Origin of the sequence: Bradyrhizobium sp. CCBAU 11386, from assembly GCF_028128955.1 — a bacterium.
In the GTDB taxonomy this organism is placed as follows: domain Bacteria; phylum Pseudomonadota; class Alphaproteobacteria; order Rhizobiales; family Xanthobacteraceae; genus Bradyrhizobium.
In genome coordinates this window covers 1-26,171 of record NZ_LBKA01000249.1, presented here as the reverse complement: position 1 = coordinate 26,171, position 26,171 = coordinate 1, and the positions used below count along the sequence as shown (strand labels likewise).

General features: G+C 58.6%; 23 protein-coding genes. 19 read left to right on the top strand and 4 right to left on the bottom strand.

All coding sequences use genetic code 11. The features are described 5' to 3' along the window. Positions 1-10 precede the first annotated feature (10 nt). From XI09_RS31620 to XI09_RS31545, 16 genes are all read left to right on the top strand, one after another. Positions 11-814 (top strand): hypothetical protein, encoded by an 804-nt coding sequence (locus XI09_RS31620; protein WP_271570342.1) that lies wholly within the window; start codon positions 11-13, stop codon positions 812-814. Between the two features lie 168 nt (positions 815-982). After that, entirely contained in the window at positions 983-1,987 is a 1,005-nt protein-coding gene (locus XI09_RS31615) for an N-acetylneuraminate synthase family protein (protein ID WP_271570341.1), read from the top strand. After that, positions 1,984-3,141, top strand: coding sequence for a UDP-N-acetylglucosamine 2-epimerase (gene neuC, locus XI09_RS31610; protein ID WP_271570340.1), 1,158 nt, complete (start codon positions 1,984-1,986; stop codon positions 3,139-3,141). Before XI09_RS31615 ends, neuC begins: the two co-directional genes overlap by 4 nt. A gap of 37 nt (positions 3,142-3,178) precedes the next feature. Continuing rightward, positions 3,179-3,877 (top strand): acylneuraminate cytidylyltransferase family protein, encoded by a 699-nt coding sequence (locus XI09_RS31605; RefSeq protein WP_271570339.1) that lies wholly within the window; start codon positions 3,179-3,181, stop codon positions 3,875-3,877. Next, on the top strand, positions 3,874-5,559 hold the full coding sequence (locus XI09_RS31600) for a hypothetical protein (RefSeq protein WP_271570338.1): 1,686 nt from the start codon (positions 3,874-3,876) through the stop codon (positions 5,557-5,559). The genes XI09_RS31605 and XI09_RS31600 overlap by 4 nt, the downstream gene beginning before the upstream one ends. Positions 5,560-5,569: 10 nt before the next feature. Then, the gene (locus XI09_RS31595) at positions 5,570-6,286 is read left to right on the top strand and encodes a class I SAM-dependent methyltransferase (protein ID WP_271570451.1); all 717 of its coding nucleotides are present in this window, start codon (positions 5,570-5,572) and stop codon (positions 6,284-6,286) included. 1 nt (position 6,287) lies between these two features. Further along, positions 6,288-7,559, top strand: coding sequence for a glycosyltransferase (locus XI09_RS31590; protein WP_271570337.1), 1,272 nt, complete (start codon positions 6,288-6,290; stop codon positions 7,557-7,559). Between the two features lie 63 nt (positions 7,560-7,622). Continuing rightward, positions 7,623-8,819 (top strand): glycosyltransferase, encoded by a 1,197-nt coding sequence (locus XI09_RS31585; RefSeq protein WP_271570336.1) that lies wholly within the window; start codon positions 7,623-7,625, stop codon positions 8,817-8,819. A gap of 4 nt (positions 8,820-8,823) precedes the next feature. Beyond that, positions 8,824-10,692, top strand: a complete 1,869-nt coding sequence (gene asnB, locus XI09_RS31580) for an asparagine synthase (glutamine-hydrolyzing) (protein ID WP_271570335.1) — start codon at positions 8,824-8,826, stop codon at positions 10,690-10,692. A gap of 4 nt (positions 10,693-10,696) precedes the next feature. After that, positions 10,697-12,433 carry a hypothetical protein gene (locus XI09_RS31575; protein WP_271570334.1) on the top strand — a complete coding sequence of 579 codons (1,737 nt, stop codon included), beginning with the start codon at positions 10,697-10,699 and terminating at the stop codon, positions 12,431-12,433. Continuing rightward, complete coding sequence (locus XI09_RS31570) at positions 12,430-13,203, top strand: glycosyltransferase family 2 protein (RefSeq protein ID WP_271570333.1); 774 nt, start codon at positions 12,430-12,432, stop codon at positions 13,201-13,203. The genes XI09_RS31575 and XI09_RS31570 overlap by 4 nt, the downstream gene beginning before the upstream one ends. Positions 13,204-13,417: 214 nt before the next feature. Continuing rightward, positions 13,418-14,608 (top strand): glycosyltransferase family 4 protein, encoded by a 1,191-nt coding sequence (locus XI09_RS31565; protein ID WP_333939148.1) that lies wholly within the window; start codon positions 13,418-13,420, stop codon positions 14,606-14,608. Continuing rightward, complete coding sequence (gene asnB / locus XI09_RS31560; RefSeq protein ID WP_271570332.1) at positions 14,608-16,542, top strand: asparagine synthase (glutamine-hydrolyzing); 1,935 nt, start codon at positions 14,608-14,610, stop codon at positions 16,540-16,542. Before XI09_RS31565 ends, asnB (XI09_RS31560) begins: the two co-directional genes overlap by 1 nt. Beyond that, positions 16,533-17,399 (top strand): class I SAM-dependent methyltransferase, encoded by an 867-nt coding sequence (locus XI09_RS31555; RefSeq protein WP_271570331.1) that lies wholly within the window; start codon positions 16,533-16,535, stop codon positions 17,397-17,399. Before asnB (XI09_RS31560) ends, XI09_RS31555 begins: the two co-directional genes overlap by 10 nt. Continuing rightward, positions 17,396-18,550 (top strand): glycosyltransferase family 4 protein, encoded by a 1,155-nt coding sequence (locus XI09_RS31550; protein WP_271570330.1) that lies wholly within the window; start codon positions 17,396-17,398, stop codon positions 18,548-18,550. Before XI09_RS31555 ends, XI09_RS31550 begins: the two co-directional genes overlap by 4 nt. Then, a complete protein-coding gene (locus XI09_RS31545; RefSeq protein WP_271570329.1) occupies positions 18,547-19,500 on the top strand; it encodes an NAD-dependent epimerase/dehydratase family protein in 954 nt (317 codons plus the stop codon). The genes XI09_RS31550 and XI09_RS31545 overlap by 4 nt, the downstream gene beginning before the upstream one ends. 28 nt (positions 19,501-19,528) lie before the next feature. Here XI09_RS31545 and XI09_RS31540 read toward each other — a convergent pair whose 3' ends face one another. Continuing rightward, positions 19,529-20,506: a GDP-mannose 4,6-dehydratase gene (locus XI09_RS31540; protein WP_271570328.1), complete on the bottom strand. Its 978-nt coding sequence runs from the start codon at positions 20,504-20,506 to the stop codon at positions 19,529-19,531. A 184-nt stretch (positions 20,507-20,690) separates the two neighbouring features. Here XI09_RS31540 and XI09_RS31535 point away from each other — a divergent pair, with 184 nt between their 5' ends. Beyond that, a complete protein-coding gene (locus XI09_RS31535) occupies positions 20,691-21,965 on the top strand; it encodes a nucleotide sugar dehydrogenase (protein WP_442869632.1) in 1,275 nt (424 codons plus the stop codon). A gap of 23 nt (positions 21,966-21,988) precedes the next feature. Then, positions 21,989-23,005 (top strand): NAD-dependent epimerase, encoded by a 1,017-nt coding sequence (locus XI09_RS31530; protein WP_271570326.1) that lies wholly within the window; start codon positions 21,989-21,991, stop codon positions 23,003-23,005. A 90-nt stretch (positions 23,006-23,095) separates the two neighbouring features. On the opposite strand, the gene XI09_RS31525 is transcribed toward XI09_RS31530, so the two are convergent. From XI09_RS31525 to XI09_RS31515, 3 genes are all read right to left on the bottom strand, one after another. After that, on the bottom strand, positions 23,096-23,605 hold the full coding sequence (locus XI09_RS31525) for a D-glycero-alpha-D-manno-heptose-1,7-bisphosphate 7-phosphatase (protein ID WP_271570325.1): 510 nt from the start codon (positions 23,603-23,605) through the stop codon (positions 23,096-23,098). 21 nt (positions 23,606-23,626) lie between these two features. Beyond that, complete coding sequence (locus XI09_RS31520; protein WP_271570324.1) at positions 23,627-24,280, bottom strand: O-antigen ligase family protein; 654 nt, start codon at positions 24,278-24,280, stop codon at positions 23,627-23,629. A gap of 91 nt (positions 24,281-24,371) precedes the next feature. After that, the gene (locus XI09_RS31515) at positions 24,372-25,250 is read right to left on the bottom strand and encodes a hypothetical protein (protein WP_271570323.1); all 879 of its coding nucleotides are present in this window, start codon (positions 25,248-25,250) and stop codon (positions 24,372-24,374) included. A 625-nt stretch (positions 25,251-25,875) separates the two neighbouring features. Here XI09_RS31515 and XI09_RS31510 point away from each other — a divergent pair. Continuing rightward, the coding region (locus XI09_RS31510) for a GDP-mannose 4,6-dehydratase (protein ID WP_271570322.1) at positions 25,876-26,171 on the top strand (296 nt) is incomplete at its 3' end.

The window sequence follows — 26,171 nt, the reverse complement described above, 5'->3', positions numbered from 1 at the left end:
GGCCAAACTGATGGCGAAACACGATCTTGCAGCTCTCCGGGCCGCCGCGGAGGTTGCGGCAGAAATTGTGCTCGACGGATATGTCGACCGATGGGTCGAAGGCGCCATCTTTCCTTGCGAAATGGGATTCTTCCTGGCGCGCTGCATCGTCGAGGATGTATCGGTCGTCGTGGAGTCCGGCCGTCAGGATGGTTATTCGACAGAGATTCTTGGTGATTGGGCCAAGCGAACCAGTCGGAGGCTCGTCTCGATCGACCTGGAGCAGGATTCGGCGCGCGCAGCCGCTTGCCGGCAACGTCTTGCGCATTTGCCAATCGAGCTCGTCAAGGGCAGCGCCTACGAGGAATTCGGCCGTTGGTCGAACAGGCTTCGCGAAGCTCGAGTTGGTTTTCTCGTTGACGGTCCCAAGGGGTGGCCCGCCATTTCGATGATGGCCGCTGGCCTGTCCGACAATGTTCGCCTGATGGCCATTCACAACCTGACCGTTGGGAGTGGCGAGCGAGCGTTCTTCGAGGAGTTGGGAGGCGCGGAGGTGTTCTATGAAGCGGCGCTCGATGCGCCCGGACCGCGCTGGCAGGAACTTCGCGAGCGCGAGGTCCGTGTGGCGACCCGAGCAGGCGCAGCCAGGTCGCTGGAGATCTCTTCGCTCGGCGTTCTCCTCCTCGACGCGGAACGTCGCCAGCGTGCTGGCGGCGCTCTGCGGCGGGAGTTTGGCCTCCATCAGCCGAGAGTCGTCAAGGCCCTCTGGTCAGTTGGAGCCTATCGCGCGACGACAAAGCTTTATGGTTTGTCCTATAGGCTTTTTAGACGCTAAACAAGCGCGATCGTGTTGTCGTCGAAGCCGCTGTGGGAACCGTGTTCCGCACCGGTGCAGAAGGGTATCTCAATCGACTTCGCACCTTCCCTCCGCTTGATTGTGGCCCAATAGTTCGGTATGTCGAGGCCACCTCCCTGTTCATCTTTTGTTTCGAAAGCTCGCGCCATGGCTGCCGGCCGCCAAATACCCTACGTGATCGCGGAGATTGGATCGGTCCACGATGGATCGTTCGGAAATGCGTGTCGTCTGCTTGAAGCGGCGGCCGACTGCGGCGCGGATGCGGTCAAATTTCAGACCCACATTGCCGAAGCGGAAACGCTGCTGGACGCACCATCGCCGTCATATTTTTCGGCCGAGCCGCGCGCAGCATATTTCAGGCGGACGGGGTTCTCCCTCGATCAGTGGGGACGTCTTGCAGAGCTCGCCAGGAAGCGCAATGTCGACTTCCTGTCTTCGCCATTTTCGCTCGAAGCCGTCGATTTGCTGGAGCAGGTCGGCATCAGTGCGTACAAAATTCCTTCTGGTGAGGTGAGTAATCTGCCGCTGATGGAATACATTGCGAGGATGCGAAGGCCGGTGCTGCTTTCGTCTGGCATGAGCAACTGGCAAGAACTGGACGCGGCGGTCGCTGTACTTCGTTCTTCGTGCGCGCTGACTCTGCTTCAGTGCACATCGGTCTACCCGTGTCCACCAGAGCAGGTCGGCCTTAATGTCATGATGAAAATGCGCGAGCGCTATGATGTTCCCGTGGGCTTTTCGGACCATACGCTGGGCTTTGCTGCGGCGATTGCTGCCGTTGCGCTCGGCGCCATCGTCGTCGAAAAGCATTTCACCTTCTCCAGACTGATGTATGGAAGTGATGCCAAGCACAGCATGGAGCCGGATCAGTTCAAGCTTCTCTGCGACGAACTGAAATTCGCCGGGCGTATGATGACATCTCAAGTCGAGAAGGATGACCTGTCGTCCGTATCGGAGATGAAGCGGATCTTCGAGAAAAGCATCGTTGCTGCCGTGGACCTCGCGGAGGGGATCGAAATTCAACAGCATCACTTCGCATTCAAGAAGCCGGGGGATGGCATTCCTGCCGCCCGGTACCGAGAGTTTATTGGCCGGCGCTTGGCGCGTTCCCTGCCTCGGGATCACAAGTTCGGCGAGGAGGACTTTGCGTGAGCAAGAAGAGGATTTGCGTGGTTGTCGGCTCGCGCGCTAACTACAGTTCAATCAAGTCGGCGATGCGCGCCATCCAACAACATCCCGCCCTCGAGTTGCAATTGATCGTGGCGGCGTCGGCGGTGCTCGACCGCTATGGCTCTGTCGTCAATCTGATTGAGAAAGACGGCTTTACGCCGCACGCTCGGGTGACGATGTTGATCGAAGGAGAGACGCCGGCGACTATGGCGAAGTCCACGGGGCTCGGCTTGCTGGAGCTGCCGACCTTGTTCGAGCAACTTGCTCCTGACGTGGTTCTGACGGTCGGAGATCGCTTCGAAACGATGGCGACGACCTTGGCAGCCGCATACATGAACATACCCGTGGCCCACACCATGGGTGGCGAGGTGAGTGGCACCATCGACGAAAGTATTCGTCATGCGGTGACGAAGTTTGCGCATATCCACTTTCCGGCAAGCGACGGCGCGCGGGAGCGCATCATCAAGCTTGGCGAGCGGCCGGAACATGTCCACATGGTTGGCTGTCCGCGCATCGATCTGGTGGCCGATATTCTGAAAAATCCGGTCGCAAACGTATTTGATCGGCTCTTTGATGACGGGGTTGGGCAACGCTTCTCGATCGATGAGCCGTTCGCGCTCATTTCCCAGCATCCGGTCACGACCGAGTACGGTGACGGTGAGGCGCAAATCATGATGACCCTGGAAGCCGTGCGTGAGCAAGGCTTGGCTGCAGTCGTGCTGTGGCCGAATGCCGATGCAGGCTCTGACGATATCTCGCGCGGTATCCGGAAGTGGCGCGAGCGGAAGCTCGACGATCGCATGCACTTTTTCAAGAACCTGCCCATCGATGTTTACGTCAATCTAATGCACTCCACGGCATGTCTCGTTGGAAATTCGAGCAGCGGGATTAGAGAGGGGGCGTACATCGGCACGCCCGTCGTGAATATCGGTTCCCGGCAGAACATGCGCGATCGTGGCGACAACGTAATCGAGGTCAGCTATAACAAGAGGCAAATCTCAAAAGCTATCGCGAAGCAGGTCGAGCACGGCCGCTACGCGATGAACCCGATCTACGGCGACGGAACGGCTGGCCCCAGGATTGCCAACGTTCTGGCCGCCGAGAAGGTAGCAATCCAGAAATGCATAACGTATTGAGCCTGAAACGCCCCAGTCACGGCGAGGCTGATGCCGAATGACACTCGTGGCCCTCATACCCGCCCGGGGTGGTTCGAAAGGCATTCCGCGTAAGAACCTTACGCTATGCGGGGGACGTTCCTTGCTGGATTGGACGGCAGAGACCGCGTTGCATTCTGGCGTCATCGATCGCGCGGTACTTTCGACGGATGACCAGGACATCGCCGAGGCTGGCCGGGCGCTGGGGCTCCACGTGCCATTTCTCAGGCCTCCGGACCTGGCGGGAGACGCTGCACCGATGCTGGGGGTCATGCAGCATTGTCTTGCCGAACTGCGTCGAGCGGGAGAGACGATCGAGGCGGTCGTGCTGTTGCAGCCGACCTCACCGTTTCGCCGTGCGCACCACGTGCGCGAGAGTGTCGCAAAATTCCGTAAGACCCAGGCTCATACGCTGGTGAGCGTCGTGCGTGTGCCGCATCGCTTCGTTCCCGAAGGACAGATGCGGGAGAACGGTGGGTTTCTATCACCCTATTTCGGGGGAGGCGTCGGAAGGACCACGCGGCAAGAGAAGCAACTTCTATTCGCCCGGAATGGTCCGGCTGTGCTGATCGTCCGCAGTTCAGTTCTCGATGCCGGCCTGCTCTATGGGGATTCCATCGTCGGGTACGAAATGGACGAGTTGTCGTCACTCGATATCGATACGCCGGAAGAGCTTAGGCTCGCCGATCATCTGCTGCGGACGGGCTACGTCCGATGAACGCAATCGTGCGATATCTGCGCCGTAGTCCGTTTGCCGGCGGCCTTGCCGATTTCAGAGAGCGGATGGCGAATGCCGGCGACTACCGGCGACTCCGAGATGAGGTCGAACGTACGTTTGCCAATATGGCCTTCGTGCGTGAACTGCCTGCGCCTCGGCCCGGCGCGCCGACGGTGTTGATCTTGAGCATGACCAACAACACCTACACGGCAAAATTGGAATGCATGCAGGCACTGGCTCTTCGCAGAAGGGGCTGGCGCGTCAAGGTTCTCACGTCCAGCATCTACACTCACGCCAAACGCCTCTATGAGGCTTTCGGTGTGGTCGATCTTCTTGCCTTCGAGAAGTTGGTCAACGTCAAGGACGTGCGGGCGGCGGCGATCGCGGAGGTCCAGCGGCGCAGCAACATGCCGATGGACTTCCAATCGGTCATGGAGTGGCGGTACAGAGACGCATGGATAGGGCCGCAATTGCTCTCGTCCGTATCGCGACGGGGTTTCGATGGTGCGCCGGATCCCCGGAAGCCTGAAATTCGCGAAGCCATCATCGAGCGGCTCAAGGAATCTGTCGGATTCGTGCACGCCGCTGAAAAATGTTTGGCCGAACTCGAGCCTTCACTGATCCTGGTCAATGAACCAAACTACCATACGCTGGGACCGTTCGTGGACGTCGCGATTAGGAAGGGCATTCCGACGGTTCACTTCACCCAGCCTTCACGCGAAGATGCGCTGGTTCACAAGAAGCTCACGCAGGAAACCCGTCGCATCCATCCTAACTCGATTACGCGGGAGACCCTTGAGCGGCTTCTGCAGGAGCCTTGGGGTGCTCAGCAGGAATCGGAACTCGACGACGAATTCAGGAAGCGCTATGGAGGCGTCTGGAAGGTACAGGCGCGCAACCAGCCGGGTACGGTTGATGTAGCGGATGCGGAAATCCGGCAAGAACTGGACCTTGATCAGAAGCCCGTAGCGGTGCTGTTCTCGCATGTGCTGTGGGACGCGAATCTGTTCTACGGAAAAGACCTGTTCGAGAACTATGGCGACTGGTTTGCTCAGACTGTGAAGGCTGCGGCCGCCAATCCTCGGATCAACTGGCTCATCAAGTTGCATCCTGCCAATATTTGGAAGCGAAAACTCTCGGGTGTTTCGGGCGAATATGGTGAGCTGCGCATCATCCGCGAGAGTGTCGGCGAGTTGCCGTCCCATGTGAAGTTGCTTCCGGCCGATACGCGCTTCAGCACACTTTCATTATTCCGAATGGCCGGCGTCGGGATTACGGTTCGGGGCAGCATTGGGTACGAACTACCCTGTTTTGGCGTGCCGGTGAAAACCGCGGGAACGGGGCGCTATTCAGGTTTCGGCTTCACCGAGGACCATTCGTCTCGTGAGAGCTATTTGGGCGCACTTGGCAGGCTTGAAGACGTGCCGCGGCTCGCCCCCGCGAAGGTTCACCTTGCGAGAGTCCACGCTCACGCGCTGTTCGTCAAGCGTCCGTGGGTCTATAAAAGCTTCAAGACGGAGATCGGGCCTGATGTTCGTGACCCGCTGTTCCAGAATCTGGTGCCGGTCGTCACGAGCGATGCAGATATCCGACACAATCGCGATCTTGATGAATTCGCGCGCTGGGCCGAGCAGTCAGAGGAGATTGATTATCTAGCTCCTCAGAGCGGCTCACGGGGCTAGTGTGCAGGATATGGTCTCTCTACCTCCACCGACTACTCTGGTTTGGGACGAGACGACGCTGTCTCGCTTCTGGGCATTTCATTCGCAGTTCAGCGAGAACTATTTCAGCCATCAGAAGGGCAAGAGTCTTGTCGCGTATGCGAAGCGTCAGCTTCCCGATGGAGTAACTGTGCTTGACTATGGCTGCGGTCCTGGTCACCTGTTGCCGCATCTGCTCGATGCCGGTTTTGTGGTGCAAGGAGCCGACATCACCCGCGACACCATCGGGGCCGCGGTTTCTCTCCATGGGCGCAAGAATTTTCTGGGATTTGCCACGATCGATGAACTCCTGGCGGAGGGTCGAAAGTTCGACGCTATCTTCCTGATAGAGGTGGTGGAGCATCTGGATGATCACTGGCTTGCCAAAAGCCTCGATCAGGTGCATGCCCTTCTGAAGAAGGGTGGCATTCTAATTGTCACAACGCCAAACGAGGAGAATCTCGAGGACAATATGGTGTATTGTCCGGCTTCGAACACGATCTTCCATCGTTGGCAGCATATGAGGAGTTGGTCTGGATCCACCCTTGCGGCCGCTCTGACTGCGCATGGATTCAGAGACGTCAGGACCGAGACGCGAACATTCGACGGCGGCAAGCCGAGCACTGTATCATACTTGCGTTATCTCACTTCGAGGATTGTGACCCGGCTCCGAAAGGCACAATCTCTCATCGCAATCGCGCGCGCCTGACATGGCGCTCGATCGACTCTGCGTCGTGCATCTGGCCCAGTCCGACAGCGAAGGCGGAGCGAACAAGGCTGCGTTTCGCCTTCACGGCAATCTTCTGCGTGCTGGAATGGACTCGATCTTCCATTGCGGACGGAAGCATCTCGACGATGCCTCCGTCGTGCCGGCGCACCTGCCGGGAGTTGGGGACTTCGTCAGCGACGTCGTGGCCTATCTCAATGCGAGCGCTCTTCGGCAATACCAAAATCGAAGCGGCGCGCCGTTTTCGCCGATGCGATTCAGCTATGGTCGTCTGGATTTGCGGCTGCTGTCGCGCGCCGACGTGGTGTGTCTTCACTGGATTGCCGGTGGTTTCCTGAGAGCGCGTCAGCTTCAGGCAGTCAAGAAACCGATGGTCTGGAGGTTGTCGGACATCTGGCCATTCAGCGGCGGGTGTCATTATCCAGGTACTTGCGTGGGATTTGAGCGGGCGTGCGGTTCTTGCCCGCAACTTGGCAGCAAATCGGACGATGACATTTCCCGGTCGGGAATCCTCTCGCGTGAGGCCGGATTTCGCAATCTCGATTTGACTGTCGTTGCGCCGAGCCGCTGGATCGCCGATCTGGCGCGGCGCTCTCACCTGTTCGGAAAGCTGCGCGTTGAGCACATTCCGACTGGGGTGGACCTCAACGTATTCTATCCTCGTGACCGATTGGCCGCGCGGGCTCGGCTCAATCTGCCGGCAGACGGGCATCTCGTTGCGTTCGGCGCGCTTGGCGCAACGACGGACCCTCGAAAGGGTTATGCTCAGCTTCGCGCCGCGCTGGAGAGGCTCGCTGCAACGAGCGATCTTCAATTGACCCTTGTCACTTTTGGTAGTGATGAGGCAAACCGATCGGTGCAGATCTCGCGATTTCCGGTTCGTCATTTGGGGCGGATCGATGATCACGTCTCGCTGGCGGACGTCCACTCAGCCGCTGACGTCTTTGTCGCACCATTCCTCGAAGATAATCTGCCCAATGTCGTGCTGGAGGCCATTGCGTGCGGAACGCCAGTGGCGGGATTTGCTGCCGGCGGCATTCCGGATGCGGTTGAACATGAGAGCCATGGATATCTCGCGCCGATCGGGGCTAGCGAGGAACTCGCGCGCGGAATCGCCTACGTTCTCGATCGGGTCGACGATGGCAAGATGAGGGTCAACGCCGGCGCTTTCGCGCGACGTAATTTCGATTTGCTGAAATGTGGAGAGCGCTATGTCGAGCTTTTTCGCGAGCTTGCGGTACGGAGCCGGGCTTGACCTCTCCAACCTTCGAGAGCGCCAACCCGGGACTTGTTCATCGGGTGCGGGAGTAGTCGCGGGATGGATGATGATGTGGCGAGTGGCCGATACCATCTCGAAACTGGTTGCAAGGATACCGTCAAACACATGACAATCTCGGTAGCGCACGTATTGCGGACTTACGGCGTGAGCGGCGGCGAACGACAGCTCGCACAGCTATTTGCTGCCGAAACCGGCTCAGTTTACGAAAATACGTTCTATTCCTTGTACGACAATCCGGCCTGCACCGAATATTTCGCGCGCATCAACGGGTTGAAGCTGAGGACGGTGCTCGGATTTCGCGCGTCGGTTTTCCCCAGCCTTGCTATCGAGCTTATGCTTCTTGGTGTGCTCGCGCCGGTATTGCAGTTGCGCATGTTGTATATGATAGGTTCGGGAGGTCACAGGATCTGTGTGGTTCACGGTTTGCAGGCTGCGGTGGCCTGCTGGTTGTCAGCGTGCCTTCTGCGCCGTGTCCATTTCGTGTACATCCACCGTGGAACGAAGTCGCGTGCAGGATCGCATCCGATTTTCAAGCTGTTGTACTGGCCGTATGAAATCATCGCAGGCGTATCCATTGCATCCGCAGAGTCGCTGAAGCCTCTTGCCGGGAAGCGCAAAGTCATGGCTCTGGAAAATGGCATCGATCTGGAACGGTTGCGCGAAATTGCGAAGGGGTGCGGAGAGCGGCGTTCGGACGATTCGCTGAGACTCATTTCATCTGCCAGGCTGATCAAAGACAAGGAGCACATATTTCTGCTCGATGTCTTCGCGCAGCTGCTTCGACGTTGGCCAGATCTGGAGTTTGTGATCGCAGGTGACGGACCGGAGCGCCACAACCTGATCGAGCGCGCTGAGCAGCTTGGAGTAGCCAGCAAGGTGCATTTGATTGGTCATGTTTCGGATATCATCTGCCGTATGGTCAATAGTGATATCTTCGTGCATGCCTCTCGAATGGAGGGAATGAGCAATTCCGTCCTCGAGGCAATGGCGTTGGGGGTGCCGAGCGTCGTTGTCGATGCTCCCGGGGTTAGCGAATGCCATCGGGATGGTGAGACAGGTTTCGTCGTTCCGCGGGATGCCGAATTGATGGCGGCCAAATTGACATTGTTGATCGGCGATCGACATGTTCGCTCCGTCATGGGAGAGAAGGCAAGACAGCGCGTTCAGAATGAATATTCGATTGCCGCGAATCTCGGCCGGTATCATTCGCTGTATCGTGAGCTGTTGGGGAATTGATGGGATGTGCGGTCTGCTCGGCGGGGTATGGCGGGATGGCGCCGCGGTCGACGAGGCCGCGGCCCGAGATGCGCTCCATTGGCTGGCCCATCGCGGCCCGGATGCCGAGGGAATAGAAGTTCATGACGGAGTGTTTCTCGGACATCGCAGGCTGAGCATCATCGATCTTGATCCGCGCTCCAATCAGCCGATGCGAAGTGGCGCGCTGTCCATGGTCTACAATGGAGAGATCTACAACTATCGTGAGGTGAGGGCTTCACTTCAGGAGCGGAACGTATCGTTTTCGACTGATTCCGATACCGAGGTCGTGCTCAAGGCATTCGCGCTTGATGGCATCTCGTGCCTGGAGCGCCTGGAAGGAATGTTCGCATTTGCCATCTGGGATTCGCAGGCGCGGAAGCTTGTCCTGGCGCGCGACAAGTTTGGCGAAAAGCCGCTTCAGTATTTCCATGATGCTTCGCTCTTTGCATTCGGATCGGAGTTTCGCGCGGTCGAAGCGCTCGCGGGCCCCGAACGTCTCCAGGTCGACAGTTCGGCGTTGCCGCTTTACTTCCGTTTTTCGTATCTGCCTGCACCGGCCGCGCCGTTCGTGGGTGCGCATCAGCTCGAGCCCGGCTGCTGGCTCGAACTCGATGTCGACCGTTGGGAGAGCAGGAAAGGTCGCTACTACGACCTTCCGGCCCGCCTGACGCGCTTGCAGTTGAAGTCACCCCCATCTTTCGAGAGCGCAAGGCTCGAGTTGAGAAAGCGCCTGACAAAAGCAGTTGAAGATCGGATCCTTGCCTCCGATGTTCCGGTGTCGACTTTCTTGAGCGGCGGACTTGATTCGTCTGTTGTTGCGAGCCTTGCGAGCCGGACTGGCGCGAATGTGACGGCCTATTCTGTCGCGTTTCCCAACGATCCGGAATTCGACGAAAGCAGCTATGCCCGCCTGGTCGCGGATCGCTGTCCGAACCTCGACCACCAGATCATCAACGTGACGGAGGACGCACTCGCCGACTTCACGGACCAAACCCTTGCTCTGCTTGGTGAGCCCTATGCAGACGCGTCGCTGATTCCGACTGCGTTCGTCTGCTCGCATGTTCGGGAGAAGGTGGTTCTCGGCGGCGACGGCGCGGACGAAATCTTTGCTGGTTACGGGACATACTCCGCGATGGAGTGGAGCGCTCGCATGCCATTTTGGCTCAAAGCGGTGCTCACGTGCATTCCCGCGGTCAGCAATCCCGTTGCAATCAGGAATCCACTGCTCCGCGGTGCTGCCTTGTTTCACAAGCACCTTCGTTGCTCTGCCACGGAAGAGTATCTTGCGTGGCGTTCCTATGCGAGTTCCGCGCAACTCGACGCACTTGGCGTGCCCGAGCGCGCCGGTGACAAGCTGCCAATTCGTGAGCGTCCTATCCGATCTCTGCGCGACCTCTTGGTAACCGACATCGAATTCAACCTGCCTGCTGACATGCTCAAGAAGGTTGATCTGGCCAGTATGCAGCACAGCCTCGAGGTTCGCCTTCCGTATCTTGATTCTGGGCTTGTCGAATTCGTCTTAAATCTGCCCGCAGGCTACCTGATCGCAAATGGCCGACGTAAGCATCTGCTGCGGGAAGCGTTCCGGGACCTGCTTCCCCCTGAAATTCTGGGGCGCCGGAAGCAGGGCTTCTTGTTGCCAATCCGCAAGTGGATGAAGTATGGGCGGATGCGGGACGAACTATTGGAACTATCAGCGGCTCAAAGTGTCTTGGACGTCGGCGCGATAAGACATTTCGCGGACCGCCATCAGGTTGGAACCGAGGATTTGTCGCCTCTGCTTTGGTCTTGCTACGTTTACTTGAAATGGCAGCGCAGGCCGCGACTTTTCAATGTGGGATTGGGCGAGTGAGACCATGACGGGGCGAGATCTCGAAAACGCTCCTGGGCCCTTCGTGCTCGCTGTAGCGCCACGAGCGCTTTCTTTGCTTCGACCGGCAATGTCTGCGAGTCTCGCTGAGAAGCTGGGCCTCACGGTTTGGCTCTTTTTCGTCAGTGTGTCTTGGGCTGCTGTGCGCTCGGGCTTTGTTGTGAGGTCGACCTTCGGCGAGATCCTCGAGAATGCGGTGCCCCTCTGGATCAGGTTGGCTTTTTTTGCGGCCTTTGCCGTCTCTTCGGTTTTGTTCTTCCTTCTTCGGAAAGACCGGTTCTGGCTTCTCGGGCTGGGTTCCACTGTGGGCGTATTGCCGGAACTTCCTACAATTCCCTTCGTTCGCGATAACGCACACTTTCTGATAATTCTGAGCGCAGCGGCGGTGCTGTTGTACTGGACCACGTTTCGCCTGAAGGAACGAGCTCCGGGATTTGCACGCATTTACACGGCCTATCTCGTTGTCTGTGCGGCTTCCACGCTAGTCAATTTCCTGCTGTTTCAAAGCGTCTGGCAATTGAAGGTGGGCTTGTCCTTTCTCCTCTTTTTCTCGATGCTTGCGATCTTGATCCTGGAAGTTAGCTCCGACGGCAAGGGGCGGTGGGAGGTGGTCAATGGCCTGGTCGACGGCTTGGCATGGGGAGCGGTCGGCCAGTGCGTCATAGCGGTCTTTGCACTACCGCTTCTATTCATTTTGCCGTTCGAGCAAGGAAACGACACCGTCTTTGGTCTGGCATTCTACGATCGGTACAAATCGACCATGCCAGGACCGGTCAATCTCGGGATGTTTTTCGTCGCGGTCATGCCGGTGGTGCTTTTATGGATGCGCCGCGGAAGCAGCCCGATCAAGACGCGAGTTGGTTGGATTTATCTCCAATTGGCGCCTTGGGTTGTCGTGATCACCGGAAGCCGCACGGCCCGAGTTGTTATGATCGGTATTCTCCTCAGCCTTTTTCTAAAGGCAACGACACGGAAGAACGCTCTGCTGATATTGCCGTCCACGGTGGTGGCGTTCTATCTCGGCTTCTACTTCGAATCTTTCCCGGCCGCGATTCGCGCGCTGCTTGGAGACGCCGATGCCGCAACGCTCAGCATCAAGGGGCGATTTTTCGACGTAAGTGATCGATCTGGTTTGATCCAGTCGGCCATAGAGGCCCTACCAGTCCTGGGACAGAATTCGATCAAGGTCGCGGCTTCCCTCTACGCTTCGGAGAGTGCCAGTTCCTTTCAGGTGCCGCCACTTGCGGGTCTGTTGCCGCCACAGCTTCTGCTCGTGCTGAATTCGCTGTTTGGCTACGGCGCCGGCGTCGGAGGCTATGTGCGAAGCGGATTCCCGTCACCGCACACGACTATCCTGAACCTCTTGATTGACACCGGCATTCTGGGGTTCGTGTTTTGCTGCACGTTCTTTATTTGGCTCGCTTTGCGGCTCTTCGTGCGATCGTTTTCGAGATCCGACCCGAACGCGATCACGATCTGGCTCTGTCTGCTATGTTACGGCGCCGCATCGGTGGCAAATGGCACCTATGTGCCCCAGTGGTGGGGATATTACTCCGTTATCCTGGTCCTCGCCTCGGCGGCGGCAGGAAGTTCCCTCGTAAAGCGTGCGCCCGGAGAGATGTCGAAGCGTGACCGCTCGGCTGATTTGAGCACAACGTACGGAGCCCGGCTGGTCAGAGCGTCTGAAAGCAGGCCGGTGAAAAGCGAATTGGACAGAACATGATGTCAGGCGGCGGCCAGACAGATGTAGCGGCTGCTCATGCCGATGGCCGACGTACGCCGTTTCTGTCGATTGTAACCGCGACTTACAACAGTGCCAGTACTGTGCGCGATACGCTGGAGAGTGTGCGACAGCAAACCTTTCAGGATTTCGAGCACATCGTTGTTGATGGAGGATCGACGGATGGCACGATTGATATCCTCAAAGAGTATGGCTCCGCCATTCGATGGATATCGGAGCCCGATCGTGGCATCTACGATGCCATGAACAAGGGCATCGCGATGTCTCGCGGGCACTGGATACATCTGTTGAACTCCGATGACTTCTATGCCTCGAATAATGTGTTGAACCAGATCGTCCCCCAGTTGGCGCCTGACGCGCTCAACTACGCCGATTTAATCCGGTTGAATGCTGATGGGAGCCGATTTAGTCAGAGTTATCGGTACCGGAAGTGGCCATTGTATCTCTCTGCCTTTCTTCCGCACCCGTCCTTGCTGGTTTCGGCAGAACAGTACCGGGCTGCCGGGCTCTACGACGCGAGCTTTCGAATCGCAGCTGATCATGACCTGATTTTGCGTCTTCTCGACCGTTATCCCGCGAACCATATCGAGGTCGAAATGACGGTGATGCGACAGTCCGGCGTTTCGGCAACCAATCTCGATGTCACGATGGACGAATTCGGCCGGGTCTTGCGGAAGCACAACGTGCCGAGTATTCTCGTTGGTATTCTGATGGGGGTCCGCCGCGCCTGGTGGAAAGTCAGGTCCCCGTGAGCGGTCAATCTGAGTGTTTTCAGGCGCGCTCCAGCCGACCCAATCCCTCTTTCGCTCGTTCAAAAGCTCTTCATCGACACGAGGCCCGGGGTCGAATATTGAGGCTCCGCGGGCCTGGGTCCTTGATTGAGGGGCTCGGGCGCCACAACCATTCTGTAGGGGTATTGCCAACGCTGGCTTTTCGGAGCTCGCAATCTGGCGGTATAATATTACTGTGATCGAAGCATCGTCAGCGCATTCCGGCGTAGCGGAACCGAAGCCCACGGCCTCACGCCCTTGCAAGGTGCTGATCTGGCATTGGGGGCGACGTGGCGGCGGCGTAAGGTATACTTACGAGCTGGTGCGTGAGCTCAAGAAGCATTCGGAGCTCGAGCTGCATCTGTCGCTATCACGGCAAGGGGACATCATTGCCGATTTCGACGCGCTTGGGCTGCCAGGTTATCACGTTGACACCTACACGAACGTTTCGTCGGCCATCCTCGCCCTGCTGCGTGTGCCTGTCGTTCGACACCGATTTTGGCGATATGTCCGCGAGCACGACATCTCTGTGGTGGTCTGCACGATGAGCCATCTATGGAATGTCCCGACGCTGTGGCGCAAGCCGCGGGACGTCGCTTACGTGTTCGTCCTGCACGATCCAAAGCCGCACGCCGGAGACGACATCGCCATCCGCAAATGGATGCTCGACACCGAAATCGCCGCAAGCGACGGTATTGTTGCGCTGACCGATTACACCCAGAAGTCGGTTACGACGAACAACGGTTTTCCCGCCGAACGGGTGTGGATAGCCCCGCTGGGAGTCTTCCCCTACGCCGAAACCAGAAGCCCGACTTCCACGCGAACCGGGCGCAAGGTCCAATTGCTCTTTTTCGGACGCCTGTTGCCCTACAAGGGACTGGATATCCTCCTTGACGCCTACACAATCATGAAGCGCGAGGGCAAGGATGTCGGGCTGCGCATCATCGGTCCAGGAGATATCGAGCCGTATCGGGCGCAGATCGCCGGGCTTGAGGACGTCTTCGTTGATAATCGATGGATCCCCGAAGAGGATGTCGGCGCGGTTTTCGAGGGAATCGATATTGTCGTTGCGCCATATCGCGGAGCGAGCCAGTCCGCCGTGCTTGCGACGTCAGGCGCGGCCGGAATTCCGGCCGTCGTAACTCCGGTCGGAGGGCTTGCCGAGCAGGTCCTGCACGAGCAGACCGGTCTGGTCGCGGCCGATTCGACGCCGGCCGCGGTTGCTGCCGCACTCAGCCGGCTCGTCGATGACGAGGCCTTGCGGCTGCGTTGCGGGGCGGCGGCGAAAGCCCACTCTATGAGCGAATTGTCGTGGTCCGCCATCGCCGCGAAGTTCGCGTCAATTCTCACCTCAATCACCCCACGCCAGAAGTCCGAAGCGCAATAATGTGTGGTATCATCGGAATTGCGGGCAGTAAGCCAGGCCGGATCGATCGTCAGATTCTGGGCCGAATGACCGACGCGCTTGCGCATCGCGGCCCGGACGGCGACGGCCACTGGATCAGCGAGGACGGCCGCGCCGGATTCGGCCATCGCAGGCTTTCGATCATCGATCTGTCGTCGGCCGGAGCGCAGCCGATGATTTCGGCGTCCGGCCGTTATGCGCTGACATACAACGGCGAAATCTACAATTACCGCGACCTGCGCCGCGAGCTCCAGGCCAAGGGCCATCAATTCAACGGTCACTCCGATACCGAGGTCGTCGTTGCGGGCTTCGAGCATTGGGGCATCGATGAGACGATCTCGCGGTGCGCCGGCATGTTTGCACTCGCCGTCTGGGACGAGCGCGATCGCGCGCTTGTGCTCGCGCGCGATCGGCTCGGCATCAAACCGCTCTACTATAGCGTTTTAAACGGGACGCTTGTCTTCGCCTCGGAGCTGCGCCCGATCGTGGTGCAGCGGGGAGAGCTCCCTCCGATTTCACTGCCGGCTTTGTCCGAATTCCTGCGTCTCGGCTACGTTCCCGCGCCCTTCAGCATTTTCGAGGGCGTGCACAAGCTGCCCGCTGCGACCATGTTCAGGTTTCGCGACGGTCATGCAGGCGAGCCGAAGGCCTACTGGTCGATTCCGGACGTTGTTGCGCGTGGAATGTCGAGGCCGCGGGCGAACGAAGAGGAAGTGCTGGAAGAGCTCGACCAACGCCTGCGCGGCATCGTCGCCGAGCACATGATCTCAGATGTGCCACTGGGGGCGTTCCTGTCCGGCGGCATCGATTCCAGCTCGGTCACGGCCATCATGCAGGCCGTGGGCGGTGGGGCCACCAAGACATTCTCGATCGGTTTTCACGATTCGAGCTACAACGAAGCCAAGTATGCCGCCGACGTCGCGAAGCATCTTCAGACGGACCACACCGAGCTTTATGTCTCGGATGCCGATGCCATGGCAGTCATTCCCTCGCTCCCCGACATCTATGACGAGCCCTTCGCGGATATCTCGCAGATACCGACCTTTCTTGTCTCGAAACTCGCGCGGCAGCAGGTGACGGTTGCGCTGTCCGGCGACGGCGGTGACGAATTGTTCGGCGGCTACAACCGTTATTTGTTCGTCTCCGATTATTGGAAACGTCTGACCAGGATTCCTCATGCGTTGCGTCGCGTGGCGGCATCCGGCTTGGCCTCGGCATCCCCTGCCAGCTGGGATGCTGCTTTTCGCGCGCTGAGCTACGTCCTGCCGTCCCACCTGCAGCCTGCGCTGCCCGGCCAGAAGATCCACAAGGTCGCATCTGTGCTCGCATCCTCGACCTTGCACGAACTGCAGAGCAGGCTGGTGTCGCAGTGGGCCAATCCCGAAACCGTGTTGGTCTCGTCGGATGGCGTCGCTCTTGCAAGGCCTGCACCTCTGGCGCTGGCGCCCGACGTTCCCCCGACCGCGGAGCAAATGGCCTGGGACATGTCGACGTATCTTGTGGATGACATTCTGACCAAGGTCGACCGGGCAAGCATGCGTGTCGGACTCGAGGCGCGCGTGCCACTTCTGGATCACCGCATGGTCGAGTTCGCCTGGGAGATTCCCATCTCCCTGAAGTTCAGGAATCATTCCGGAAAATACATCCTTCGGCGTTTGCTGGAGCGTTATGTGCCGCGTGAACTGTTCGAACGTCCCAAGATGGGCTTTGGCATTCCGATCGATAGCTGGTTGCGGGGCCCGCTGAAGGGCTGGGCCTCGGATTGGCTGACTTCCGGGGGCGACGAGTTTTTCGATCGCAAAGCCATCGGCGACAATTGGCAGCAACACCAGATCGGCCGAGTGAACCGCGGTGGTCAGCTTTGGACGGTGCTGATGTTCGACCTGTGGCTTGAGCGGGCACGGCAATGGGTCTGAGTTCCTACGTGCCGTGGTGGGCCAAGCTGGGCATCAAGCTCGGGCTTGCGCGCCTGCCTGTCCCTTACGCCCTCTGGAGACGCATCGGACTGTTCCGTCATGGCGAGATGATGGTTCCAGAGCGTGCAATCTCGGCGTTCGAGAGCCATTTCCAGTCCGCCGTTCAGCATGGACAACTTCCCGCGAAATTTCATTCCCTCGAGCTCGGACCGGGCGACTCGGTCCTGTCTGGCTTCGTCGCCCACGCGTTCGGTGCCGAAAAGGCTTGGCTCGCGGATGCGGGGGCTTTCGCTGAAACGGACATCGCCGGATGCCGCACGCTTTTGGGGCTGCTTGCCTCGCGCGGGCGGGCCGTTGCGCCGTTGAAGTCGGCAACCCTTCAGGACGCGATGAGGGAGTACGACATTGTCTATCTGACGGAAGGGACGAGCTCGCTCAAGACAATCCCGGAGCAGTCGGTCGATTTCATCTGGTCCCAGGTCGTACTCGAACACATCTACCGCAACGAATTCCCGGCGCTCATGAAGGAATTGCGCAGGGTCGTGGCTCCCGGCGGGATCGGCGTTCACAGCATCGATTTCCGCGATCATCTCGGAGGTGGCCTGAACAATCTGCGCTTTGGCGACGACGTCTGGGAGACTCAGGCTTTCCGAACTTCGGGCTTCTACACCAATCGCATCCGCCCGCAGGAAATGATCGGCCTGATGAAGGCGGCCGGCTTCAGCGTCGAGGTCATCTCGGAGCAGCGGTGGCCGGAACTGCCGTTGCCACGCGATCGGATGGCTCAGCAATTTCGGCCGTTTGCCGACGAGGATTTCATGGCTTGCGAAATCCGTGTGATCTTGAGGCCGGTGTGAGCGAGGCCTCCGTTCTCGATCGGAAGCGGTTGCTGTTCGTCGTGACAGAGGACTGGTACTTTGTCTCCCATCGCCTGCCGATCGCCCGGGCCGCGCGGGACGCCGGCTACGAGGTATTCGTGGCGACACGGCTTGGTGAGAAGGCCGATGCCATCGTGCGGGAAGGATTCACGCCCATCGGCCTGAAGCGCATGCGGCGCTCCGGCCGAAATCCGTTCCGTGAACTGGCAAGCATTGCTGAATTGGTGAACCTCTACCGAAGCTATCGCCCGAGCATCGTTCATCACGTGGCGATGAAGCCTGTCGTGTACGGTTCGATTGCGGCACGGCTCGCCGGTGTGGCGGTAATCGTCAACAACGTCGCGGGATTGGGTTTCGTCTTCTCGTCCAAAGCGGTCTATGCGAAGACCCTCCGCCGCTTGGTCGTGCCGCTGCTTCGGTTTGCGTTGAGGCAGCGCCGAGCGTTGACGATTGTCCAGAACAGGGATGATGTGCGCGTATTGGCCGATGGTATCGGCGTCGCGCCTGACAAGATACGCCTCGTCAAGGGATCGGGGGTCGATCTCGCACAGTTCTCGCGAACGCGCCAGGAAAGTTCTCCGCCCATCGTCCTTCTGGCGTCGCGGATGATCAAGGAGAAGGGGATCGAGGATTTTGTGAAAGCCGCAGGACGGTTGCGGAAGACCAACGTGGTTGCAAGGTTCGTCCTTGCGGGCGCGCCCGACCCCGAAAACCCGCACTCCATTCCTGAAGCCGTTCTCAGGCAATGTCACGAGGATGGACTCGTCGAATGGTGGGGATATCGCGACAATATCCCCCAGATCGTCCGTGAGGCGGCGATCGTTTGCCTGCCGACCACGTACGGTGAGGGGATTCCCAAGACCCTGATCGAAGCTGCCGCGGGCGAGTGCCCCATCATCACCTATGATGTGCCGGGCTGCCGGGAAATCGTCACAGATGGTGTCAACGGTTTACTCGTCCCGGCCGGAGACGTCGGCCGGCTCGCCCAGGCCATCGCGCAATTGCTGGCAGACCCCGAGCAACGACGACGTATGGGAGCGCATGGTCGAAAGCTCGTCGAGGCGGAGTTTTCCCAGGAGATCGTCATTGCGCAGACGCTTGCAATCTATTCCGAGCTTTTGGCGCAATGAAGGTCCTGGTTGTCGGCGCTTCGGGGTTTGTCGGCGGGCAGCTAATCCGTCGACTGGCTGCCGACGGAATTCCTCTTCGCGCTGCTGTTCATCGTAATCGCGCAGACTTGCCGGCAAGGATCGACATTGCCGAGAACGTCGATCTCGAAGGCTCCTTCGATTGGACATCTGCGATCGCGGGATGTGACACGGTTGTGCATTTGGGAGCGCGGGTTCATGTGATGCGCGAGAGCAGTGCAAATGCACTGGAAGCATACCGCCGCGTCAATGTGGACGGGACCTTGTCCCTCGCGCGCCAAGCCGCTGCTGCCGGCGTTCGCCGCTTCGTGTTTCTCAGTTCGGTCAAGGTGTGCGGCGAATTCACTGCTCGAAACGCGCCTTTCGTCGAAACCACGACGCCGCGCCCGCAAGATCCGTATGGGGTCTCGAAGCTCGAAGCCGAACTCGGCCTGCTTGAACTTGGTCGCACGAGCGGAATGCAGGTCGTCGTCCTGCGGCCGCCCTTGATTTATGGGCCGGGCGTGCGCGCGAATTTTCTGTCGATGATGCGTTGGTTGCGGCGCGGAGTTCCGCTGCCGCTCGGCAGCATCGATAATCGGCGCAGTATGATCGGTGTCGGCAACATGGTCGACCTGATCTGTACCTGTCTGCGACACCCCGCTGCGGCCGGAGAGGTCTTCATGGCCAGCGATGGCGAGGACTTGTCGACCCCCGAGCTTCTGAAAAGGTTGGCGGCGGTTCTCGACACCAAAGCTCGTCTGCTGCCCATTCCCGCGGGTCTATTGGAGGGCGTAGCTGCATTGGCAGGACAGCGAGCGCTGGTGCAGCGGCTCTGTCTTTCACTTTGCGTCGACAGTCGGAAGGCCCGCAAGATGCTCGACTGGCAGCCGCCCTTCAGCGTCGATGAGGAATTGCAGCGCACTGCGCGAGCGTTTCTAGGATCTCGCTAATACGGGGCAGGCCAGGATGGGTGAGGCGCTATGGCCGTGCCTTCGCTGCACGGTAATCCAGTTCGCCGTCTGCCAGCAGCCTGACGACGTCCTTCATGAAGATCTTTGCTTCCCAGCCGAGAATCCGTTTTGCCTTGGCAGGGTTGGCCGAATTGCTCTTGAGGTCGATCGGACGAAGCAGGCTTTCGTCGAAGTCGATGTGCTTTTCCCAATCGAGCCCGAAATAGTTGAATGCCTCGCGAACGAAGCTCTCGAGCGTGTTGGTTTGTCCTGTTGCGATCACGAAGTCCTCGGGAGCGTCGGCCTGGAGCATCATCGCCATGGCTTCAACATATTCCGGCGCCCAGCCGAAGTCCCGGGAGATGCGCAGATTCCCAATTCGCAGGCTGTCCGTCTTCTTTTCGGCGATATCGGCGGCGCCGGCGACGATCTTGCGGGTGACAAATCGTTGCGGCCGCAACGGCGAGTCATGGTTGAACAAGAGCCCCGAGCAAGCAAACAGCCCATGTGCATCTCTGTAATTTGCCACCGTCCAAAATGCCGCGGCCTTTCCGACGCCATAAGGACTTCGCGGACCAAATGGGGTGGATTCGTCGGCGGGCAAGTCGGTATTGCCGAAGCATTCGCTTGAGCACGCATTGTAGACGCGAGAGCTCAATTTCAACCGATGGACAGAATCGACGATGTTGTGAGTACTGAAAATAGTGGATTCCAGCGTCTGAATCGGCTGGTCGAATGACAAGCCGACGGAAGATTGACTTGCGAGATTGTAGATCTCGTCGGGAGTCGTGTCGGAAATGACGCGTAGGACGCTGCCGAAATCGGCAGGATCCACGGAGTGCAGCGTCACCCGATCGCGGATACCCAGCCGCTGCAGGTTCGCGAAGATGCCGAGCTCCTTGTCGCGGGACGTTCCATGGATCGCATAGCCGCGCTTGAGCAGATGCGCGGCCAATAGCGAGCCGTCTTGTCCGGATATTCCGAATATCAGAGCTTTTTTGGACATGGGGAGCTCACTATCGAACCGCGGTTTACGCCACCATAGCTAGCTTTAAAGACGGGCCGCCTCAAGAGCTAGCGGTTTGGGCGAGGCCGCCGCCGAAAGAAGATAGGGGATTGCAACAGGGGGGCTTCCTAGCTAACGAGACGTTGCAGCGCAGTTCTGGCGGGAGCGGACAGGTTTGCCAACTATCCGAAACATTGGCGTCATAGGCCTTGGCTACGTCGGGCTTCCAGTGGCAGTGGCGTTTGGTCGGGCCGGATATCGGGTCATCGGATTCGACATAAGCGCGGAACGGATCGCCGAGCTGCGCCGAGGTCAGGATCGTACGCGGGAAATCGAGACGGCCGATCTACATGCGGCACGGATCGAGTACACGGACCAGCCGGCGGGTCTGGCTGCGGCCGACTTTTTCATCGTCACGGTTCCAACACCGATTGACGGCGCAAACAAGCCCGACCTTCGTGCGCTGTTGAGCGCATCCAGGTCCGTCGGCGGCGCATTGAAGAAGGGAGATATCGTCGTTTACGAGTCGACGGTGTATCCCGGTGCAACCGAAGAGGAGTGCGTGCCGGTTCTCGAGCGTTCGTCCGGCCTCAAGGCTGGCGTTGATTTCCATGTCGGATACTCCCCTGAGCGGATCAATCCCGGCGACAAGGAACATCGCTTCGAGACGATCCAGAAGGTGGTGTCTGCGCAGGATGCCGAATCGCTCGGAATCGTCGCCGAGGTCTATGGCGCAGTTGTAAGAGCCGGCATCTACCAGGCGCCTTCGATCAAAGTCGCTGAAGCAGCCAAGGTCATCGAGAACACACAACGCGATCTCAACATCGCGTTCATGAATGAGCTCTCGCAAATCTTTCACGCGCTTGATCTCGATACTGGCGACGTGCTGGCGGCGGCCCGCACGAAGTGGAATTTCCTCCCATTTCAGCCCGGCCTGGTCGGCGGGCACTGCATTGGGGTCGATCCCTATTACCTGACTTATCGTGCCGAGATGGCGAAGTACCATCCTCAAGTCATCCTGGCAGGACGGCGGATCAATGACGACATGGGAGCGCGGATTGCGCGAGAGTGCGTTCGGCGTCTTCTGAAGAGGGGGGCCGGCGGCGGGGTTGTCACAGTGTTGGGCGTGACGTTCAAGGAGAACGTGCCGGACCTACGCAACTCCAAGGTAGTCGACATTGTCCGAGAACTGGAATCGTTCGGCATCAAGGTTCAGGTGAGCGACCCCTGGGCCGACCGCACCGAGGCCCTTCACGAGTATGGAATCGAGCTCTCCGATCACAGAGAGCAGCAGCCGGCTGACGCCATCGTGCTCGCCGTGGCGCACGATAGCTTCATCAATTCGGGCTGGCCATTCTTGCAGACGCTCCTGAAGGAGGGACAGGGTCTGGTCCTGGACGTCAAGTCCCGGCTGGATCGGGCGAGCAAGCCAGCCGAGATCGAACTCTGGCGACTCTAAGTCTTGAGCAGGTAACGAGCACGATGACTGATCAAAGGATTCTGGTGACCGGCGCCGCCGGTTTCATAGGTTTTCACGTCGCGCATCGGCTTGCGTCGGCCGGACAGGAGGTCGTTGGTCTCGATATCGTCAACGACTATTATGATCCCACGCTGAAGGAAGCGCGCCTTCGCGTGCTGCAGGAGTTTCCGTCTTTCCGTTTTGTCAGAATGGATCTCGCCAATCGCGATGCAATCGCTCCATTCTTTTCCGAATCGCGCTTTTCCACCGTCGTGCATTTGGCGGCTCAAGCCGGTGTGCGATATTCTCTCGAGAACCCGCATGCTTATGTCGACGCGAACTTGCAGGGCTTCATGAACATTCTTGAGGGCTGTCGGCATACGCAATGCCGGCATCTTCTCTACGCTTCTTCATCCTCTGTGTATGGCTCGAACAAGAAACTGCCGTTCTCGGTCCACGATAACGTCGATCACCCGATCAGCCTCTACGCGGCCTCCAAGAAGGCGAATGAGCTGATGGCGCATGCGTATAGCCATCTCTTCTCCCTGCCGACCACGGGCTTGCGGTTTTTCACGGTGTACGGGCCGTGGGGGCGGCCTGATATGGCGATGTTCATCTTCGCGAAGGCGATCGTAGAGGGCAGGCCGATCAAGCTGTTCAATCACGGGCAGATGTCGCGGGACTTCACCTACGTCGACGACGTCGCGGAGGCCATCGTTCGTCTGATCGATCGGCCCCCCGCTGCCGGGCAGCAAGCTCCGACGGATGCACCGGATCCCTCGTGCAGCGCCGCGCCTTGGAAGATCTACAACATCGGGAACAACAGGCCTGAGCAGCTCATGCACGTCGTTTCCCTGCTCGAGAAGGAGTTGGGTCGCGTCGCAGCGAAGGAAATGCTTCCAATGCAGCCCGGCGACGTCCCGGCGACATACGCCGACGTCGATGATCTGATGCGCGACGTCGGTTTCCGTCCGTCAACCAGCGCCGAAGAGGGGATCAGCAGGTTCGTCAAATGGTATCGCGGATACTACAGAGTTTGACCGTATAAAAGATCCTTCGCCATCTGGCCTTTCGCCGCCGATTGCCGTGGAAAGAAGGTTGCAAGGCGGGAGGATGCGTCAGGTGAGTCCTCACTCGGCGCGAGACAAGCGGTTTTTGATAAATTGCTGGAGATCCGAACCTTCGAAGAGGTAGCCGCGTATCCCTGCTCCAGCCGCCGCTTCAACGTCGCTGAGCTTATCTCCAATGAGAAAGCTTCGAACAGGATCAACCTGGAAGCGCTTCATCAGGTTCGTAATCATGCCCGGCCCAGGCTTTCGGCACGTGCACGACCTGCGATACGGCTCAATGGTCGCCTCGGGATGATGCGGACAATATTCGAAAGCATCTATGTGGGCGCCGATCTTAGCCAGCTCCTCTGCCATCCACGCGTGAAGATCCCGTACATCGGCTTCCTTGTACAGCCCTCTCGCAACGCCTGACTGGTTCGTAACGACGAAAGCCAGATATCCGACATCGTTGACTGCCTTCACGGCTTCCCGCGCACCCGGCGTCCATCGGAACTTCGTTCGCTCGTAGAGATAGCCGATGTCCTCGTTGAGGACGCCATCACGGTCAAAGAAGACGGCAGGTCTGTTCATTTGCCAGACACTCTTGGGCCCTCAGCAGGTACGCCGCGATCGGGTTCTTGCCGCGCCAACGGCTCGCGTCGAAGAAGCGCCCAGAAACCCTATCGCCAAGCAATACAATACCCCCTGCGTGACCTGGGAGAGTTGGCTATTGAACAGCGATCCCAAAACGTTTTTCCGCACGACGGACTGCCCGAAAAGGTGAGGAACGGTTCGGCCCGTGAAGAGATTGAGCTGCACGGCCCACGTAACGATCAGGACTGCTCCGCCCACGAGGCCGGCCTGAATGGCGATAGCAAGAAACTGATTGTGAGGATCAGGAACGGCCTCTCCGTATGGAGAGGGTCTGTCTGTCTCCAGGGAAGTATATAGCGATTTGCTACTACCGGCGCCATGGCCGATAAGCGGGGCTTGTTTCGCGAATTCAATCGTCTTTTGCCAGAAGTCGATACGGCTCGCGGTCGACATCGTGGATTTTTCGGTTTGAACGGTCTCTGCCTGTTTGGCCTCCGGAGTTGTTGATGACGCCTGGGCGTTACTATGGCCGACATTTATAGCATGAAGATCCGTTTCGATTTCGGCTACCCGTCGCTGCGCCCCGTTGGAAAACGTGACCGCCAGGCTCGCGATAAGGCACAGCGGAATGGCAACCGCAAAACGAAGCCGCCAGCCGTCAACGAGTGGCAAAAGGCGCCCAGCCAGGGGCGCAGGCGATCAATATTCCGGTAACTGTTGCCATGTTGCAACATCGTTACAGCTCCTAGGTGCTGTTCGTCACTCAACCGAGAGGAGCGTGCACATTCATTTCGATCAATAGCTGAGAGCCGTCCTCGCTGGCCGAAAGCACGCGCCAGTCCGATAGTTTATAGAGATTCGCAAATTCAGACCAAGCCTTGAATTCGTGGTTCACCGAGTAGAACTCGTCGAACAAAATCAGATATCTATATTTGAGGGCACCGCAAATTGTATCCAGGACAGGGCGCGTGGAAATATACAGATCTGCGTCAAAATGGATTAGCCGCAAATCGCGAGGCCACCCATTCTTGGCTAGATAGCGCGTCACTGATTCGCTGAACAGGCCGGACGCTATCTCGACGTTCGGCTGTGGGGGAGGCGGAAAGGTGATTCCGCGTTCGAGGTTGGCGACAATCTCGCGGCGCTTTTCGGGTTCATCAGCCCATAATTCAACGGGGCCGCCAAAGCCCTTGATCGATCCGGCTGGCAATCCGTCCCAGGATTCCGGCAGGCCCTCGAAGCAGTCAAAACCGATCAAGTGAAATGCCTGCGGCAGATGATCGACGAAATACTTCAGCGACCCGCCATTGTTGGTGCCCAACTCGAGGATTGTCCCGGACGATGAATTCGTGTTGATCCAATTTAGTGCAACGTTCCAGATGGGGTGCTTTCCCATGATCTTGTTGAACGTCGGTACGATCGTCACGCGCCGATCTTTCGCTATCCTTTCACGCCAGAAATGCTCGAAGCGCAAAGTGTTTGCAATCCTTTGCGCGGTTACGCCTAACCATTCAATTTTGTCGATTGCTGTTGAGGGAAGCGCCGGCAGTCGAGCCAGCAAGCGTCTAAATTTTCCTGCATGGCGCGGCTTTTCAGCGAAGGAAACCGTCGCGACAGGGAGTGATTTTACCTCTTGGACCATCTCGTGCTCCGTCCCGGGCCAGCATAAGGGAACATTCAGCAATCCGCATAGGGCGCCAACAGGACGAGCGCAAGAAAAAGACGAGGTTGCGAATGCCACGGATTGGCGTTCCAGAGGAGAGTGCGCGATCGATCCCTCTTGCAGGCGCATCTTGGCCACGTAGATACTTGGCGATCCAGCCCGATTTATATGACGCGGAACGCTTCCTCCACAGAGGTCCGAGATTCCCTTCGTGGCGGATGCTCCGCGCGATTTTCGCTCCATATGGATCCGATCAACGAAGTTCCGATATTCGATGACTGCTATTCGGAGGACTGGCGACGAGCGGAGAATCCCGAATTGCAGGTTGCGCGCTACCGAGTTTCTTGCCTGCAAGGTGCGTGGTAGCCCGTGTGGAAATTCGATGGTACGGAACACTATCCCGCTCCGGAGCGAGTCGATCGGGATCGCCCATGTTGTCGCCCCCCCTTCTCCGTACGCGCGGGTCGTCTCCCAAAGCTCTTGAGCAATCGGGCCACCGACCGCGGGGTTGACCAACCATCGAAGTTGTGTCCAACAAAGGAATGTGTAAACAGTTTTTTTCATCGCGTGCAGGTACGGCGCCCTCTGTCACGGGTTGTATGTCATGACCAAACGGATCGCTCTCATCACCGGCGTAACCGGCCAGGACGGCGCTTATCTCGCCGAATATCTGCTGTCGCTCGGCTATGTCGTGCACGGCATCAAGCGGCGCTCGTCTTCGTTCAACACCGCACGGGTCGATCACCTCTATCAGGATCCGCATGTCGGCAACGTGCCGTTCCTGATGCACTACGGCGACATGACCGACTCGACCAACCTGATTCGCCTGGTGCAGCAGATCCGGCCGACCGAGATCTACAATCTCGCCGCCCAGAGCCACGTCGCCGTCAGCTTCGAGAG

Excerpts from the sequence above, each read along its gene's own strand:
- XI09_RS31570 (WP_271570333.1), top strand. The coding sequence starts at position 12,430 with ATGATGTCAGGCGGCGGCCAGACAGATGTAGCGGCTGCTCATGCCGAT.
- XI09_RS31525 (WP_271570325.1), bottom strand. The coding sequence starts at position 23,605 with ATGAACAGACCTGCCGTCTTCTTTGACCGTGATGGCGTCCTCAACGAG.
- asnB (WP_271570332.1), top strand. The coding sequence starts at position 14,608 with ATGTGTGGTATCATCGGAATTGCGGGCAGTAAGCCAGGCCGGATCGAT.
- XI09_RS31555 (WP_271570331.1), top strand. The coding sequence starts at position 16,533 with ATGGGTCTGAGTTCCTACGTGCCGTGGTGGGCCAAGCTGGGCATCAAG.
- XI09_RS31515 (WP_271570323.1), bottom strand. The coding sequence starts at position 25,250 with ATGGTCCAAGAGGTAAAATCACTCCCTGTCGCGACGGTTTCCTTCGCT.
- asnB (WP_271570335.1), top strand. The coding sequence starts at position 8,824 with ATGTGCGGTCTGCTCGGCGGGGTATGGCGGGATGGCGCCGCGGTCGAC.
- XI09_RS31605 (WP_271570339.1), top strand. The coding sequence starts at position 3,179 with ATGACACTCGTGGCCCTCATACCCGCCCGGGGTGGTTCGAAAGGCATT.
- XI09_RS31545 (WP_271570329.1), top strand. The coding sequence starts at position 18,547 with ATGAAGGTCCTGGTTGTCGGCGCTTCGGGGTTTGTCGGCGGGCAGCTA.
- XI09_RS31590 (WP_271570337.1), top strand. The coding sequence starts at position 6,288 with ATGGCGCTCGATCGACTCTGCGTCGTGCATCTGGCCCAGTCCGACAGC.
- XI09_RS31530 (WP_271570326.1), top strand. The coding sequence starts at position 21,989 with ATGACTGATCAAAGGATTCTGGTGACCGGCGCCGCCGGTTTCATAGGT.
- XI09_RS31585 (WP_271570336.1), top strand. The coding sequence starts at position 7,623 with ATGGATGATGATGTGGCGAGTGGCCGATACCATCTCGAAACTGGTTGC.
- XI09_RS31615 (WP_271570341.1), top strand. The coding sequence starts at position 983 with ATGGCTGCCGGCCGCCAAATACCCTACGTGATCGCGGAGATTGGATCG.
- XI09_RS31600 (WP_271570338.1), top strand. The coding sequence starts at position 3,874 with ATGAACGCAATCGTGCGATATCTGCGCCGTAGTCCGTTTGCCGGCGGC.
- XI09_RS31540 (WP_271570328.1), bottom strand. The coding sequence starts at position 20,506 with ATGTCCAAAAAAGCTCTGATATTCGGAATATCCGGACAAGACGGCTCG.
- XI09_RS31620 (WP_271570342.1), top strand. The coding sequence starts at position 11 with ATGGCGAAACACGATCTTGCAGCTCTCCGGGCCGCCGCGGAGGTTGCG.
- XI09_RS31575 (WP_271570334.1), top strand. The coding sequence starts at position 10,697 with ATGACGGGGCGAGATCTCGAAAACGCTCCTGGGCCCTTCGTGCTCGCT.
- XI09_RS31595 (WP_271570451.1), top strand. The coding sequence starts at position 5,570 with ATGGTCTCTCTACCTCCACCGACTACTCTGGTTTGGGACGAGACGACG.